Here is a 13,787-nt window from a genome sequence, read left to right as displayed (position 1 = left end):
GGGGGCGTATTTCACCGGTCTCACGGTCCGTGATCCGGTTCTCACGGCGGCGTGATCGCGTGCGCGAGAGGGGATGTTTTGCTGTGCATCAATGCGCAGAAGTGGGGCGTTTTTGCGATGTCTGGGCGTTGAGGCGCGGGGTTCCATGCCCCATATTAGTCTCATCAAACGGCAACACGCCGACACACACATTAGGCAACAGCCTGAAAACAAACAAAAGAGAGTACTGAAAATGAAAACTGTAATCGCAACAATTATCGCCCTGTCCGCAACTGCTCCTGCTTTCGCAGCACAGGTGACAGACGCCGCCGCATTCTTCGCAGCAGACAACAACTCCGCCGCTGAGCGCGTGATCCCGAACACCTCCACCGGTGACGTTTACGCCGCACAATTGGCCGGCGCACAAGCCAACGAAGCCGCCGCAGAGCGCAACGTGTCCGTGACCGCAGGCCAAGCAACCCGCGCAAACACCGACCTGCTGTCGTTCTTCGCACTGGGTAACGAGTCCGCAGCCGAGCGCGTTAACTACTAAGTTCTCCTAGGTCGTCTCCTGACCCGAAAAGGCCCCTCGCATGTGATGCGGGGGGCTTTTTTTATGCGGTGGGAGGGCAGTTTTGGGGGCAAACGCACCGATGCCGCACCACGTTTGAACGTCGGCTAGCCGCGGGTAAGGGCTTTCATGCCAGCCTCAATACCTTGCAGGGTCATCGGCACCATGCGGTCCGCGCCAAAGATTTGCTGAATCATGGTGATCGACTGGGTGTAGCGCCAGAAGCGTTGCTCTAGCGGGTTGATCCATAGGTGGCTTGGCCATTGGTTGCGGGCGCGTTCCAGCCAGACTTGTCCGGCTTCCGCGTTCATGTGCTCATTTGCGCCGCCCGGATAGGCGATTTCATAGGGCGACATGGAGGCATCCCCGACGAAGATGCATTTATAGTCGGAGCCATAGGTACGCAGGATTTCTTGGGTCGGAATTTGTTCGTTCCATCGGCGGGAATTGTCCTTCCAAACGCCCTCGTAGAGGCAGTTGTGGAAGTAGAAATGCTCCATGTGCTTGAACTCGGTCCGTGCGGCACTGAACAGCTCCTCCACGACCTTGATGTGCGGGTCCATGGAACCGCCGATATCCAAAAACAACAGGACTTTGACGGCGTTGCGCCGCTCGGGGCGGGTTTTCACGTCGAGGTAGCCGTGCTCCGCCGTGGCTTGGATGGTGCCGTTCAGGTCCAACTCCTCCGCGGCACCGTCGCGGGCCCATTTGCGCAGGCGTTTCAGGGCGACTTTGATGTTGCGGGTGCCAAGCTCGATGCTGTCGTCGAGGTTGCGAAACTCGCGCTTGTCCCAGACTTTGACCGCGCGCTGGTGGCGGGAGCCGTCTTGGCCGATGCGGATGCCTTCGGGGTTGTAGCCGTAGGCGCCGAATGGGGAGGTGCCAGCGGTGCCGATCCATTTGTTGCCGCCTTGGTGGCGGCCTTTTTGCTCCTCAAGGCGCTTTTTGAGGGTCTCCATCAGCTTGTCGAATCCACCGAGCGCGTCGATCTCGGCGCGTTCTTCCTCGCTCAGATGTTTTTCCGCCATTTTGCGCAGCCAGTCTTCGGGCAGGTCCATTGCGGCCACCACGTCGTCCGCAGTGATCTGGTCAAGGCCTTGGAATGTATGTGCAAATGCGCGATCAAAGCGGTCGAGGTGGCGTTCGTCTTTCACCATGACGGTGCGGGCGAGGTAGTAAAACCCGTCGATGTCATAGGTGACAAGGCCGGCCTGCATCCCCTCAAGGAAGGCCAGATATTCGCGCAAGCTGACAGGGATTTTGGCCGCCCGCAGATTGTCGAAGAAGGGAAGAAACATTAGGCCGCGACGGCAGCGCGGGCCAGATATATGGCGATGAACAGCCCGATCAGACCGAAGATGATGGCGAAGCCGCCGCCATATTGCGCCATATCAAGGCGGTTGCCGCCTTTGCGTTTTGCCACGATCGCGCCCAAGAGCGCGCCGAAGACCATACCAATAAGAGGGGCCATTTGATGCCTAGCTCCGTACCCGGCGGGGGGCCAATGCTTTGATCTCATTCAGCCGCGCCCGCACATTGCGTTCCGAGCCGAAGCCATAACGGCCCCAACCCAGACTGTCGAGGCGAACGCGCCGCGCTTCTTCGCCGCGCCCTGCGGCTTGCAGCGCCTCGGCCTTGATCATCATCAAGGTGGCGAGGAGGGCGGCGTTAGACGAGTTGCGCGCGGCGGGGATGCTTTCGTCGGTCAGGCGGATCGCCACGTCGAGCTTGCCCGATGACAGCGCGAAGGCGGCCATTTGGGTGTTCACATGGGCCGAATGCACGGATGCGCCGTAGAGTTGGCGGTAGATATTGCCGGATTGCACGAAGGCGGAAATAGCGGTTTCGGGCTTGCTGGCAAGCGACACGCGGCCTTGCACGAACAGGGAGAACGCGAGGCGGTTGTCCTTCCAGCCTTGCGACTGGGCGATTTGTACCGCTTTGGCAGCTTGCGATGCGCGTTGCGACTGCGAGGTGCGGATCGCAAGGGCTGAGGTGATCGCGTCGTTCCACTGCTTTGGCGTACGGTTTGCGCCGACGTTGGTGGTGCGGTTGCCGCGTGGATTCAGACGGCTGAGCAGGCCGGGCAGGGCGCGGGCGGCTTGCCCGCGGGTCATGCCATTCTTGAGCTGCGGCGAATAGTAGGCACGCAGGATCAGCATGTCGAAGCCGGTCAGAATTGTGTGGAAGTTATCATCGTTGAAGATGCTGTCCGGCAGGCGGTAAAGGTCGTTAAGTGGGCCGAGCGCTTGGGAAATTTCCTCGTGCAGGCAATCACGGACCTCTTGCGGGGACACATCGTTCGGGATGATGACAGTGGCTTTGGTACGGTTGGACAGGCGCGTCCAGTCGGTTTTGCCGTTGCCACGGTTGCGCTTGAACTCGGACCAGCCGGAGACGTTGGGCACCACAAAGCACGCGGCTTGTGGCACGGCTTTTTGCAGGGTCTTGCGCGGGATCGCTTCGACGATGATCTGCGCGGTTTCGCCGGATCTGGCGCGGGATATGTCGATGCCGGCTTCGCTGCGCAATCTGGCGAGCAGGCGGGCCAAATCGCCTTCCAAAGAGGCGGGGGCCTGACCTGTGACGGCCACTTTGATCGGGCCTTCAAATCGGGTGAGCCACGGCAGTTGGCGGCCACTTTCCATCTGGAAGGTCAGATCCAGAAAGTCCTGCGCGATTTGGGAGTTCGGTCGATTTACGCCCCCGCCACGCTGGGTGGTGAATGTTTTCATCGGCGGCAAGGCCATCGCTGTGGGTGCATTGCGGCCAGGCACCTCATTTTCAGTCGAGGGGACACAGGCAGCCATGAGGCACAGAATCGGAAAAACAAAGCGACGCATCACAGCGTTATACCCGCGTTTTCGCAAACTGGTGCTAAATTTATGTAAACAGCGGTTAGCGTGGCCGCGTGGACACAATCGTGTGAAATGACACGTGTTGGGCCGGTTTTCTGGCCAATATCAGAACCCTGAAACGCGGGTGCTCTTGTTTTTTTCACGGATTAATCCCGCCTATTGCTCGATTACGACCCTGTTAACCGGTTTATTACGGCGCGAATTGGTGATGAATTGGGCATTTTGCAGGCTATTGTTTCCGTTTTCCCCCAGTTTACCGCTGACCCCGCGCAAGAAAGGCCAGCCGCTCAAACAAGTGTACGTCTTGTTCGTTCTTTAGCAAGGCTCCGTGCAGGCGGGGCAGGGCGTTCGCACCGTTTTGTTTCAAATCTTGTGCAGTTAGGTCTTCTGCCAGCAGTAATTTTAACCAATCAAGCACCTCGGAGGTGGAGGGCTTTTTCTTCAACCCGCTGGTTTCGCGAATCTCGAAGAATTGGGTCAACGCAGCGGTCAGCAGCTCCGGTTTGAGACCGGGGAAGTGGACCTCGACAATGGCGCGCATGGTGTCGATGTCGGGGAAGCGGATGTAGTGAAAGAAGCAGCGGCGCAGGAAGGCGTCGGGCAGTTCCTTCTCGTTGTTGGAGGTGATGATGACGATGGGGCGCTGGTGCGCCTTTACGGTTTGGCCCGTCTCGTAGACGTGGAATTCCATCCGGTCGAGCTCTTGCAGAAGATCGTTCGGGAATTCGATGTCGGCCTTGTCGATCTCATCAATCAGCAGGACACATTTCTCTGGCCGCTCAAAGGCTTGCCAGAGTTTGCCGCGCTTGATGTAATTGGCAACGTCGTGGACTTTCTTGTCACCCAACTGGCTGTCGCGCAGGCGCGAGACGGCGTCGTATTCGTAGAGGCCTTGCTGCGCTTTGGTGGTCGATTTGATGTGCCATTCGATCATCTCCAACCCAAGCGCGGACGAGACTTGTCGCGCCAGCTCTGTCTTGCCTGTGCCCGGCTCGCCTTTGACCAGCAAGGGGCGCTCCAGCGTGACGGCGGCGTTCACCGCAACAGTCAAATCGTCGGTCGCCACATAGCTGTCCGTTCCGGTGAACTTCAACGGGCGGGGTGGGGTGTTCGTGGAATCCATATGCAAAACAGGCCTCTGTGGCGTGGAGTTCATTAACCAATGTTCGATCTCGATAATGCCCTTTTAACCAGCCTTATGTGCGTGACAAGGGGAGAGCCTTCGGTTACGAGGACGCAGGGAAGTTGACGCGTGGTTGGTTTTTGAGTCGCAACTTGATCGCCGCCCACGCACAAGAGTGAGGGAAATGGTATGAAAGCTGAAGCATTTCTACCGGACGATTATCGCCCAGCTGAAGACGAGCCGTTCATGAACGAGCGTCAGACCGAGTATTTTCGCCGCAAATTGCTGGATTGGAAGTCCTCCATTATGGATGAGACCGCCCAAACCATCGAAGGCATGAAGGACGGAACCCGCAATATTCCGGACATTGCCGACCGTGCGTCAGAAGAAACCGATATGGCCTTGGAGTTGCGCACGCGCGACCGCGAACGCAAGCTGATCTCCAAGATTGACGCGGCGCTGCGCCGTATTGACGAGGGGGAATACGGGTATTGCAGCGTGACGGGCGAGCCTATTTCGCTGAAACGTCTGGATGCGCGTCCAGTGGCCACGATGAGCCTTGAGGCGCAAGAGCGTCACGAGCGCCGCGAAAAAGTGCACCGCGACACCTGACAAAATTTGAACAATTGTTCACTATGAAACCGCCAGCGCAGTGATGCGCTGGCGGTTTTTCATTGTGAGGTCCCATGCTGAATTTTGCGCTAGCGATATTTTTGCTGATTATCACCCCAGGTCCGGGCGTTTTGTCCTTGGCGGGCGTCGGGGCCGCGTTCGGGTTTCGGGCGGGGTGGCGTTATCTGGCGGGGCTGTTTTTCGGCACCAACCTTGTCGCTTTGGCGGTGGTGACGGGGTTGGGCGCGCTGATCTTGGCGGACCCAGTGATCCGGTTTGTGCTATTGGCGCTATCGACGGGCTATCTGTTGTACCTTGCGGCGCGGATCGCGTTGGCGGGCACCAGTATCGCGTTTTCGCCGGCGTCGCGCCAACCGGGTATCCGTGACGGGCTGTTGTTGCAGGCGGTTAATCCAAAGGCCTATGTGGTGAACACGACGCTGTTCACCGGCTTTCCGATTTTTCCCGAGGCCTACGGGCTGGAAATCGCAGTGAAGTTTGCGATCATCAACGTTATATGGCTGGTCATCCACTTTTTGTGGCTGTGGGTCGGGAGTGCGATCAAGCGCATGGCGCTGCCTCCGCACGTGCAGCGCGTGATTAACGTGGGCATGGCGGTTGCGATGCTGGTTGTGGTCAGCTTGGCGGTGTGGAGCGCCTTCTAGGCGGCGAGTTCCACCCAGACCGGCACGTGGTCCGACGGCTTTTCGCGGGCGCGGAACTCCTTGTCGATCTGGCAGTCCTTCAGCAAATCGGCGGCCTGCGGGGTCAGCAGGAAGTGGTCGATGCGGATGCCGTCGTTCTTGTTCCACGCGCCTGCTTGGTAATCCCAGAAGCTATATTGTTCGGGGGCGGCGTTGCGGGTGCGGAACGCTTCGGTGAAGCCGAGGTTCAGGATGCGGCGGTAGGCGGCGCGGCTGTCGGGGTGGAACAGCGCGTCGTCGCGCCATGCCTCGGGGCGGGCGGCGTCGATGGCTTGCGGGATGATGTTGTAGTCACCTGCCATCATCGCGGGCATCTCGTCGGCCATAAGCTGTTGGGCGCGGGCGTACATGCGCTCCATCCAAGCCAGTTTGTAGTCGTATTTCGGACCGGGGCGCGGGTTGCCGTTGGGCAGGTAGAGCCCGCAGAGGCGAATGGCGTGCTGATCACCGACCACGGTGGCCTCGATCCAGCGGGCCTGTTCGTCGGTGTCATCGCCCGGAAGGCCGCGCGTGACGTCCTCCAGCGGCAGCTTGGAGAGGATAGCAACCCCGTTGAAGCTTTTCATGCCGTGGGTTTCGACGTTGTAGCCCATGTCTTCAAAATGTTCGCGGGGGAAGCCTTCGTCTACGGATTTGATTTCTTGCAGCAGGGCGACATCCGGCTGAGTCTCGTTCAGCCAGTCGGTCAGCGCGTTGATGCGTGCCTTGATCCCGTTGATGTTGAATGTGGCAATCTTCATGGACGGGGCCCCCTGTTATCTGTGCCTGCAAGGTATCGGGCATGGCGAGGGCAGGGGCAAGGGCGGAGGGGCTATGCGGGGGGCCAAGTGCATAAATTTGGCGCAAGGAAGGGTGCAGGCGTTAAACTTGCCGTGATCGGGCGCGTTTTCCCCGCGTCAATGGCGGTCGCCCAGGTGTAGACGAGTGTGACGCACGGCGAGTGCGCAATAGGGGTGCCGCGCGTGAAGCCGCGCAAGGCAAGGTCGCCTGACACTTTCGGTGCGGGCACTCTTCTAAACGGCCACGCTAGGGTGCACCAGCGTGGCCGTTTTTCTTATGTGGTATTTATGGCGACTTGCGCGGATGCCCCCTGAAATGACCCTTTCACCGCCGTAATCGTGCCCCGATTGCGGGGCATTCGGTCGGGTAACCGATTGAAAGGTATTCGCTATGACCCGCCTGATACCCCTTGTTGCAGCCGCCACCGTGGCGCTGTGCAGCGCTGCCAGCGCCAAAACCGTGACCTATGTAGAAACGGTAACGCGTGCGGATGGCTCGCAGATCGTGACCATCACGAAGGTGATTGTCCCGTCAGAGGCTATCGTGACGCGGGCGTCGTTAGAGAGATCACTGCTGCGCACCAGCCTTCGGTAGGGGCGCGCGACATAGCCTTGAGGTCGCTGTTTGTGACTCAAAGGACACAGCCGCTGAGCTGATTCGGGGTGCAATGACATATTTGCGCCCCATTTCCGTGTTCTTTTTCTACAAACAAAGAACAACAAAATAAAAACAATACACTGCATGAGGCAGACAATGAGAGTAGTACTGGTACTGGGCGCCATGTTGGCGCTTACAGCCTGTGGCGTCCCCGAATCCGAGGATGTCCAAGCTTCGCGTGGCGCGATTCAAGGGCTCTATTTCATTCCGTTCGAGCCAGAAATTCTGGACAATTCACCCGCGTGGGAGGCCGCGCTGGAAGAATACAAACGCGAGATGTGATAATTCGGGTCATAGATGTGCAAAAGGGCGTGCTGTGAAGCGACGCCCTTTTTTGTGCCTGCCATATTAAGTGGGGCCGCCTACATGGAGAAGGACGTGCCGCAGCCGCAAGAGGAGGTGGCGTTCGGGTTCTCAATGACGAAGCGCGCGCCGATCAACTCCTCGGAGAAATCAATCACCGCGTTGGCCAAGAACGGCAGGGACACCGCGTCGACCACCACGGTTTCGCCGTCTTTTGTCAGCACCAGATCGTCGTCCGCTGGGGCGTCCAGCTTGATGTCATATTGAAACCCCGAGCAGCCGCCGCCGTCCACGGCGACCCGCAGGGCTTGGCCTTGTTGAGAGGCACCGATCTCGGCCAGACGCTCGAAGGCGCGGTCCGTGACTTTTGGGGGTAGGGTGAGTTCCATCGCTCGCATCCTTATGAGTGCGCGTTTGGTCAGAACGTAATGCGGCCCAAGGGCGATCTCAAGGCGTTGAGGGGTTAGACGGGAAAATTCTCCGCGTCGTCATCATCATCGGCGTCGCTGTCCACCGTGCCAAGATAGGCGTCCGCGTGGGCGCGATCCTTGAATTCAAAGCTGCGGATCGACGTGCCGGGCAAGACTTTGCCCTCCAGTTCGGCCATGTCGCGGATCCATTTTTGGTTGGACACGATGGCGACTTTCTTGACCTTGCCGATGACGCTGAACAGCTGCGGGAGGCGCTTCATCTCCTCCAGAATGGCCCCAGCTTCGGGGAATTCGATGTCATGGTAGAGCGCGAGCATGCGCCCGTCGGTCATGGATTTGGTCAAGGGGAGCAAGGCGTCGAGGCCGGAGGACATCTCCTCCGCGGTGATTTTGCCACCGATTTCGATTTGCACGAGGTCGGGGCTGACCGGAGTAACTGTGAACATGGTCTTAGTCCTTTCAGACAAGGAAAGAGTGATCCTGCTCGCGGTATAATTATGGGCGCAAAAGCGGAATTTCGCAACAGGGTGCGCGGTCTCGTCACGGGGGGCGTGGTGGTGTAGGACGGTCGGGAAAAGAAGAACGAGGACACCCCGTGATGTTGGCCCCCTATGCCTGCCACCCGACCCAAAGCCGTGGACGGCTCCACCCTGAGGACGAAAGCACCTTTCGGTCCTGCTTTCAGCGCGACCGCGACCGGATCATTCATGCCAGCGCCTTCCGGCGGCTCAAGCATAAGACGCAAGTTTTCATCGAGCATGAGGGCGACTATTTCCGCACACGTCTGACCCATTCGATAGAGGTGGCGCAGGTGGCGCGCACGATTGCGGGGGTTCTGGGGCTGAACGAGGAGCTGACCGAGGCCGTGGCCTTGGCGCATGATCTGGGGCACACGCCGTTCGGGCACACGGGCGAGGAGGCGTTGGACGCCTTGATGGAGCCCTACGGCGGGTTCGACCATAACGCGCAGGCGCTAAAAATCGTGACCTCGCTGGAGCGCCATTACGCGGAGTGGGACGGGCTGAACCTGACGTGGGAGACGTTGGAAGGCATTGCCAAACACAACGGGCCGGTGACGGGCCGTTTGCCTTTTGCGCTTACCGAATACTCGCGCCGCCACGATCTGGAGTTGGACACTTATGCCAGCGCCGAAGCGCAGGTGGCGGCACTGGCGGATGACATTGCCTACAACAACCACGATCTGCACGACGGGCTGCGGGCGGAGTTGTTTTCTACCGACGAGTTGGCGGAGCTGCCGCTGGTTGGCCCGTGCTTTGCACGGGTGGACGAACTTTATCCGGGCCTGAACTATTACCGCCGCCGCCATGAGGCGCTGCGCCGGTTCTTTGGCGTGCTGGTGGAGGATGTGATCGCGGTCGCGAAAGCGCGGCTGGCGGATCTGGCGCCTTTGAGCGTTGCGGATATCCGCGGCGCGGGGCGACCGATGGTGCAATTCTCGCCCGAGGTGTGGGAGCAGCTGAAAGTGATCCGCGCGTTCTTGTTCACCCGCATGTACCGCGCCCCCGCCGTGGTGGAGATGCGGGTGCAGGTGACGCAGGTGGTCGATGAGTTGTTCCCGCTGTTCATGGCGCAGACCGATTTGTTGCCCAAGCAGTGGCGCAAGGATGTCGAGGATGCAGAGGGCGAGACCGCACTGGCGCGGATTGTGGCCGATTACATCGCGGGCATGACCGACCGCTTTGCCCTGCAAGAGCACGAGCGGCTGATTGGCGGGATCGCGGCGGACAGCTATGTGGTGGCGCGAGACTGATCAACGAGACTGATCATAAGGTGCGCTGCGCGCGCTGATTTAGAGAGATGGGGGCGCTGCCCCCAAACCCCCGAGGTATTTTTGAAGCAATGATGGGGGTGGACCACGCATCTGGGCGTGGTAAACCGCGCGAGACTAATGAGGTAAGCTGATGAACCTGTTTTCTGATATCCGGACCGTTGTGATTGCATCGCTTGAAGCCTTGGTGGCTGAGGGCATTCTGCCGGAAGGCTTGGATTTTTCCAATGTGTCGGTCGAGCCGCCGCGTGACGCGGCCCACGGCGACATGGCGACCAACGCCGCGATGGTGTTGGCGAAGCCTGCCAAGATGAAACCGCGCGACATTGCCGACGCGCTGGCCGTGAAACTGACGGCGGACGGGCGTGTTGCCTTGGTTGACGTGGCGGGGCCGGGGTTTTTGAACCTGCGTCTGGAGACGGATGTCTGGGCGGGTGTCGTTTTGGCGGCGTTGGAGAAGGGCACGGCGTTCGGGCGCTCTACGATGGGGGCGGGACGCAAGGTGAATGTGGAGTATGTCTCTGCCAACCCGACGGGGCCTTTGCATGTGGGGCACACGCGCGGGGCGGTGTTTGGCGACGCCTTGGCGTCCTTGCTGGACTACGCGGGCTATGCGGTGACGCGCGAATACTACATCAATGATGGCGGCGCACAGGTCGACGTTTTGGCGCGCTCTGTCTATTTGCGCTATTTGGAAGCGCACGGCCAAGAAGTGGCGTTTGAGGACGGCACCTATCCGGGCGACTATCTGGTTGAAGTCGGCGAGGCACTGAAAGCCAAAGTGGGCGACGCCTATGTGGGCAAGGGCGAAGACGTGTGGCTGCAAGAGGTGCGCGCGTTCTCCACCGATGCGATGATGGATTTGATCCGTGCCGATCTGGCGTCCTTGGGCGTTGAGATGGACGTGTTTTACTCCGAGAAGTCACTCTATGGGACGGGCCAGATCGAGGCGGCGATTGCCGAGTTGAAGGCGAAAGACCTGATCTATCGCGGCACCTTGGAGCCGCCTAAGGGCAAGCTGCCTGAAGACTGGGAGCCGCGCGAGCAGACGTTGTTCCGCTCCACCGCGCATGGCGATGATGTGGACCGGCCGATCCAGAAGTCGGACGGGGCTTGGACCTATTTCGCGCCGGATATTGCCTATCACTACGACAAGGTGAACCGTGGTTTTGACGAGCTGATTGACGTGCTTGGCGCGGACCACGGCGGCTATGTGAAACGGATGAAGGCGGCCGTGTCGGCGATGTCTGACGGGCGTGTGCCGCTGGATATCAAGCTGACGCAGCTGGTGCGGCTGTTCAAAAACGGCGAGCCGTTCAAGATGTCGAAACGCGCGGGCACCTTTGTGACCTTGCGCGATGTGGTTGATCTGGTGGGCGCGGATGTGACGCGCTTTGTGATGCTGACCCGCAAGCAGGATGCGCCGCTGGACTTCGACTTTGCCAAAGTTCTGGAGCAATCCAAGGACAACCCTGTGTTCTATGTGCAATACGCCCATGCGCGGGTGTGTTCTGTTCTGCGGAAGGCCGAGGCCGAGGGGTGGGATATCTCCGACGCGGCGCTGGCCAAGGTGGATCTGTCGGGCAACACCCATGAGGCGGAGCTGAAACTGGCGTCAAAGCTGGCGGAATGGCCGCGTTTGGTGGAAATTGCGGGTCGCACGAACGAGCCGCACCGCATTGCCTTCTACCTTTATGAGCTGGCCGGAGAGCTGCACGCGTTGTGGAACAGGGGCAATGACGTTGTCGAATTGCGCTTCTTGCAGGACAGTGCTGCGGCGAGTTTACCAAAAATTGCGCTCGCGCGTGCCACGGCGATTGTTATTTCCGCAGGTCTTGGTATTCTAGGGGTAGCTCCCGCCGAAGAGATGCGCTGACGTGCAATGATCCGCGCCAGGTTTGGGAGCTAAGAGCAGGCTAGAAGACAGACCACCCGATACTAAATTCGGGGGCGGAGAGGCGACTATGGCAGATCTGGAATTTGGCGCGTTTGACGCGCCTGTGGCCCCGCAGCAGGGCACACTTTCGCGCATGATGAACCTTGTGGGGGCTGGCAGCTCTGTGGTGTTGGTGCTTGGTCTGGCCGTTTGGGGCTACCAGTTGACCGTGCGCGACGTCACAGACGTGCCCGTGATCCGCGCGCTGGAAGGGCCTGCCCGTGTGCAACCTGCCGACCCCGGTGGTCAATTGGCGCAACACACTGGTTTGGCTGTGAATTCCGTACAATCAGAGGGTGAGGCCGAGGGGCCGACGGGGCAGGTTATTCTGGCACCCGAACCGATCGATTTGACCCAAGACGACGCCATTATGGCCCCGCCAAGCGAGATCGAGGTCGACGCCGAGGGCGTGGTTGAGGAGGCCGTGGGCACGATGGTGTCTTTGAATGCCGCCTCCAGCGGCGCGGACGCCGAAGAAAGCGCGCAAGCGCTGGCGGACCGCTTGGCCGCAGGCGCGACCCCGTTGGAAAACCGCACACCGGCGGGTGAGCAAGTGGCGATGAACCTCGCGCGGCCGATCCTTGATCCGAGCCTGCCGGGCGTGAGCCGTTCCCCCGTGCCGGGGCGCAAGCCGGAGGTTGATTTGGCCGCGTTGCAAGCGAATGCAGCCGTGGCATCGGCGGTGATGGCCGTGGGCGGCGGCGCGGTTGAGGAGATCGACCCGAGCGAGATCGCCTCTGGCACACGTTTGGTGCAGCTGGGCGCGTTTGACGATGCGGCGACGGCACGCTCTGAGTGGGACAAAATCGCGGCACGGTTTGAAGATTATATCGACGGCAAATCGCGGGTCATCCAAGAGGCGACCTCTGGCGGGCGCAAGTTCTACCGTTTGCGGGCGGTTGGTTTTGCGGATTTGAACGCCTCGCGGCGCTTTTGCGCGGTGCTGGTCGCGGGCAAAGCTGCCTGTATCCCCGTTCTGGCCCGTTAAAGGGCCCAATGTTCGCTTTGTGCAACTGCATTTGGGCGATCTAGTTTAAGAGGTGTTTGCAATGCCCTCAGGCGCATATATTTTTGGCTGCGAGGGTTTGCGGCTGTCGGAGGCGGAACGTCGCTTTTTCGCAAGCGCAAATCCGTGGGGATTCATCCTTTTTGCCCGAAATATCGAAAATCGCAGTCAGTTATCGGCGCTGACCACTGAGCTGCGCGACAGCGTGGGCTGGGATGCGCCGGTTTTGATTGACCAAGAGGGCGGACGCGTTCAGCGGATGCGCGCGCCGGAATGGCGGGAGTATCCACCGGCGTTGGATCAGATGGCCATGGCAGGCGAGAACGCCGCGCGGGCTATGTACCTGCGCAATCGCCTGATTGCGGCGGAGCTGTTCGAGGTTGGCATTGACGTGAACTGTGCGCCGCTTGCGGATGTGATCTGGCCGGAAAGCCATCCAGTTTTGCGCAACCGCTGCTATGGGTCGGATGTCGATACGGTCGTTCAGATGTGTTTGGCCACGGAGCAGGGGCTGCTGGATGGTGGCGTGCTTCCGGTGCTGAAGCATATTCCTGGATACGGGCGTGCGGTGGTCGACGGGCACAAAGACCTGCCCACCGTCGATGTCCCGCGTGCGGAGTTGGACGCGCTGGACTTCGCGCCGTTCAAGCGGTTGACGCATATGGCTATGGGCATGACGGCGCATATCGTGTTTCCGTGCATTGATGATCTGCCCGCCACAACATCGCCCAAGGCGATGGCGATGATCCGTGAGGATATCGGGTTCGACAACTTGATCATGACCGACGATATTTCGATGGAGGCGCTGTCGGGGGCGGTGCCGGAGCGGGCGCGGGCGTCGTTGGACGCGGGCTGCGATATCGCGCTGCATTGCAACGGCGACATGACGGAGATGGCGGGCGTGGCCGAGGTTTGCGGCGCCATGACACCGGCTATGGATATTCGGGCCAAGCGGGCGCTGAGCCAGCGCAAAACCCCAACAGATGTTGACATTTCGGCGCTTGAAGCGGAGTTTCGCACCCTAGTCGCAGGGTAGCA

Annotated in this window: 16 protein-coding genes; 9 read left to right on the top strand and 7 right to left on the bottom strand. The window is 59.9% G+C overall.

Annotation, left to right across the window (positions count from 1 at the left end; genetic code table 11):
* Positions 1-232 precede the first annotated feature (232 nt).
* Complete coding sequence (locus BLW66_RS10410) at positions 233-532, top strand: hypothetical protein (RefSeq protein ID WP_089947071.1); 300 nt, start codon at positions 233-235, stop codon at positions 530-532.
* A 125-nt stretch (positions 533-657) separates the two neighbouring features.
* Here the strand turns inward: BLW66_RS10410 and BLW66_RS10405 are convergent, their stop codons facing one another.
* The 4 genes from BLW66_RS10405 to BLW66_RS10390 all read right to left on the bottom strand — a co-directional run bounded on the left by BLW66_RS10405 (position 658) and on the right by BLW66_RS10390 (position 4,501).
* Complete coding sequence (locus BLW66_RS10405; protein WP_089947070.1) at positions 658-1,848, bottom strand: vWA domain-containing protein; 1,191 nt, start codon at positions 1,846-1,848, stop codon at positions 658-660.
* Complete coding sequence (locus tag BLW66_RS17925) at positions 1,848-2,021, bottom strand: hypothetical protein (RefSeq protein ID WP_089947069.1); 174 nt, start codon at positions 2,019-2,021, stop codon at positions 1,848-1,850. The genes BLW66_RS10405 and BLW66_RS17925 overlap by 1 nt, the downstream gene beginning before the upstream one ends.
* A gap of 7 nt (positions 2,022-2,028) precedes the next feature.
* Positions 2,029-3,393, bottom strand: coding sequence for a DUF2927 domain-containing protein (locus BLW66_RS10395; RefSeq protein ID WP_089947068.1), 1,365 nt, complete (start codon positions 3,391-3,393; stop codon positions 2,029-2,031).
* Positions 3,394-3,661: 268 nt separating this feature from the next.
* Complete coding sequence (locus tag BLW66_RS10390) at positions 3,662-4,501, bottom strand: AAA family ATPase (RefSeq protein WP_089947099.1); 840 nt, start codon at positions 4,499-4,501, stop codon at positions 3,662-3,664.
* Between the two features lie 219 nt (positions 4,502-4,720).
* Between BLW66_RS10390 and dksA the strand changes: the two genes are divergently transcribed.
* Positions 4,721-5,143: an RNA polymerase-binding protein DksA gene (gene dksA, locus BLW66_RS10385; RefSeq protein ID WP_089947067.1), complete on the top strand. Its 423-nt coding sequence runs from the start codon at positions 4,721-4,723 to the stop codon at positions 5,141-5,143.
* Between the two features lie 101 nt (positions 5,144-5,244).
* Entirely contained in the window at positions 5,245-5,808 is a 564-nt protein-coding gene (locus BLW66_RS10380; protein ID WP_342027821.1) for a LysE family translocator, read from the top strand.
* Here the strand turns inward: BLW66_RS10380 and xth are convergent.
* Positions 5,805-6,587, bottom strand: coding sequence for an exodeoxyribonuclease III (gene xth / locus BLW66_RS10375; protein WP_089947065.1), 783 nt, complete (start codon positions 6,585-6,587; stop codon positions 5,805-5,807). The genes BLW66_RS10380 and xth overlap by 4 nt on opposite strands.
* A gap of 430 nt (positions 6,588-7,017) precedes the next feature.
* Here xth and BLW66_RS10370 point away from each other — a divergent pair, with 430 nt between their 5' ends.
* Positions 7,018-7,221, top strand: coding sequence for a hypothetical protein (locus BLW66_RS10370; protein WP_089947064.1), 204 nt, complete (start codon positions 7,018-7,020; stop codon positions 7,219-7,221).
* Between the two features lie 159 nt (positions 7,222-7,380).
* A complete protein-coding gene (locus BLW66_RS17780; protein WP_139254560.1) occupies positions 7,381-7,566 on the top strand; it encodes a hypothetical protein in 186 nt (61 codons plus the stop codon).
* Between the two features lie 80 nt (positions 7,567-7,646).
* Here BLW66_RS17780 and BLW66_RS10365 read toward each other — a convergent pair whose 3' ends face one another.
* Both BLW66_RS10365 and BLW66_RS10360 read right to left on the bottom strand, forming a co-directional pair.
* Positions 7,647-7,976 (bottom strand): HesB/IscA family protein, encoded by a 330-nt coding sequence (locus BLW66_RS10365; RefSeq protein WP_089947063.1) that lies wholly within the window; start codon positions 7,974-7,976, stop codon positions 7,647-7,649.
* Between the two features lie 74 nt (positions 7,977-8,050).
* The gene (locus BLW66_RS10360) at positions 8,051-8,464 is read right to left on the bottom strand and encodes a SpoIIAA family protein (RefSeq protein ID WP_089947062.1); all 414 of its coding nucleotides are present in this window, start codon (positions 8,462-8,464) and stop codon (positions 8,051-8,053) included.
* 152 nt (positions 8,465-8,616) lie between these two features.
* On the opposite strand from BLW66_RS10360, the gene BLW66_RS10355 reads away from it, so the two are divergent.
* The 4 genes from BLW66_RS10355 (at position 8,617) to BLW66_RS10340 (ending at position 13,785) form a co-directional block, all read left to right on the top strand.
* Complete coding sequence (locus BLW66_RS10355) at positions 8,617-9,789, top strand: deoxyguanosinetriphosphate triphosphohydrolase (protein ID WP_089947061.1); 1,173 nt, start codon at positions 8,617-8,619, stop codon at positions 9,787-9,789.
* A 151-nt stretch (positions 9,790-9,940) separates the two neighbouring features.
* Entirely contained in the window at positions 9,941-11,683 is a 1,743-nt protein-coding gene (gene argS / locus BLW66_RS10350; RefSeq protein WP_089947060.1) for an arginine--tRNA ligase, read from the top strand.
* An 88-nt stretch (positions 11,684-11,771) separates the two neighbouring features.
* The gene (locus tag BLW66_RS10345; protein ID WP_089947059.1) at positions 11,772-12,731 is read left to right on the top strand and encodes an SPOR domain-containing protein; all 960 of its coding nucleotides are present in this window, start codon (positions 11,772-11,774) and stop codon (positions 12,729-12,731) included.
* Positions 12,732-12,792: 61 nt separating this feature from the next.
* The gene (locus BLW66_RS10340) at positions 12,793-13,785 is read left to right on the top strand and encodes a glycoside hydrolase family 3 N-terminal domain-containing protein (RefSeq protein ID WP_089947058.1); all 993 of its coding nucleotides are present in this window, start codon (positions 12,793-12,795) and stop codon (positions 13,783-13,785) included.
* The last annotated feature ends 2 nt before the right edge of the window (positions 13,786-13,787 follow it).

Source organism: Litoreibacter albidus (assembly GCF_900107015.1).
In the GTDB taxonomy this organism is placed as follows: Bacteria; Pseudomonadota; Alphaproteobacteria; order Rhodobacterales; family Rhodobacteraceae; genus Litoreibacter; species Litoreibacter albidus.
The sequence above is the reverse complement of the archived record's forward strand: the minus strand, read 5'-3'. Positions and strand labels throughout refer to the sequence as shown.

Coding starts and splice junctions, on each gene's coding strand:
- BLW66_RS10410 (WP_089947071.1), top strand. CDS start 233: ATGAAAACTGTAATCGCAACAATTATCGCCCTGTCCGCAACTGCTCCT.
- BLW66_RS10405 (WP_089947070.1), bottom strand. CDS start 1,848: ATGTTTCTTCCCTTCTTCGACAATCTGCGGGCGGCCAAAATCCCTGTC.
- BLW66_RS17925 (WP_089947069.1), bottom strand. CDS start 2,021: ATGGCCCCTCTTATTGGTATGGTCTTCGGCGCGCTCTTGGGCGCGATC.
- BLW66_RS10395 (WP_089947068.1), bottom strand. CDS start 3,393: ATGCGTCGCTTTGTTTTTCCGATTCTGTGCCTCATGGCTGCCTGTGTC.
- dksA (WP_089947067.1), top strand. CDS start 4,721: ATGAAAGCTGAAGCATTTCTACCGGACGATTATCGCCCAGCTGAAGAC.
- xth (WP_089947065.1), bottom strand. CDS start 6,587: ATGAAGATTGCCACATTCAACATCAACGGGATCAAGGCACGCATCAAC.
- BLW66_RS10370 (WP_089947064.1), top strand. CDS start 7,018: ATGACCCGCCTGATACCCCTTGTTGCAGCCGCCACCGTGGCGCTGTGC.
- BLW66_RS17780 (WP_139254560.1), top strand. CDS start 7,381: ATGAGAGTAGTACTGGTACTGGGCGCCATGTTGGCGCTTACAGCCTGT.
- BLW66_RS10365 (WP_089947063.1), bottom strand. CDS start 7,976: ATGGAACTCACCCTACCCCCAAAAGTCACGGACCGCGCCTTCGAGCGT.
- BLW66_RS10360 (WP_089947062.1), bottom strand. CDS start 8,464: ATGTTCACAGTTACTCCGGTCAGCCCCGACCTCGTGCAAATCGAAATC.
- BLW66_RS10355 (WP_089947061.1), top strand. CDS start 8,617: ATGTTGGCCCCCTATGCCTGCCACCCGACCCAAAGCCGTGGACGGCTC.
- argS (WP_089947060.1), top strand. CDS start 9,941: ATGAACCTGTTTTCTGATATCCGGACCGTTGTGATTGCATCGCTTGAA.
- BLW66_RS10345 (WP_089947059.1), top strand. CDS start 11,772: ATGGCAGATCTGGAATTTGGCGCGTTTGACGCGCCTGTGGCCCCGCAG.
- BLW66_RS10340 (WP_089947058.1), top strand. CDS start 12,793: ATGCCCTCAGGCGCATATATTTTTGGCTGCGAGGGTTTGCGGCTGTCG.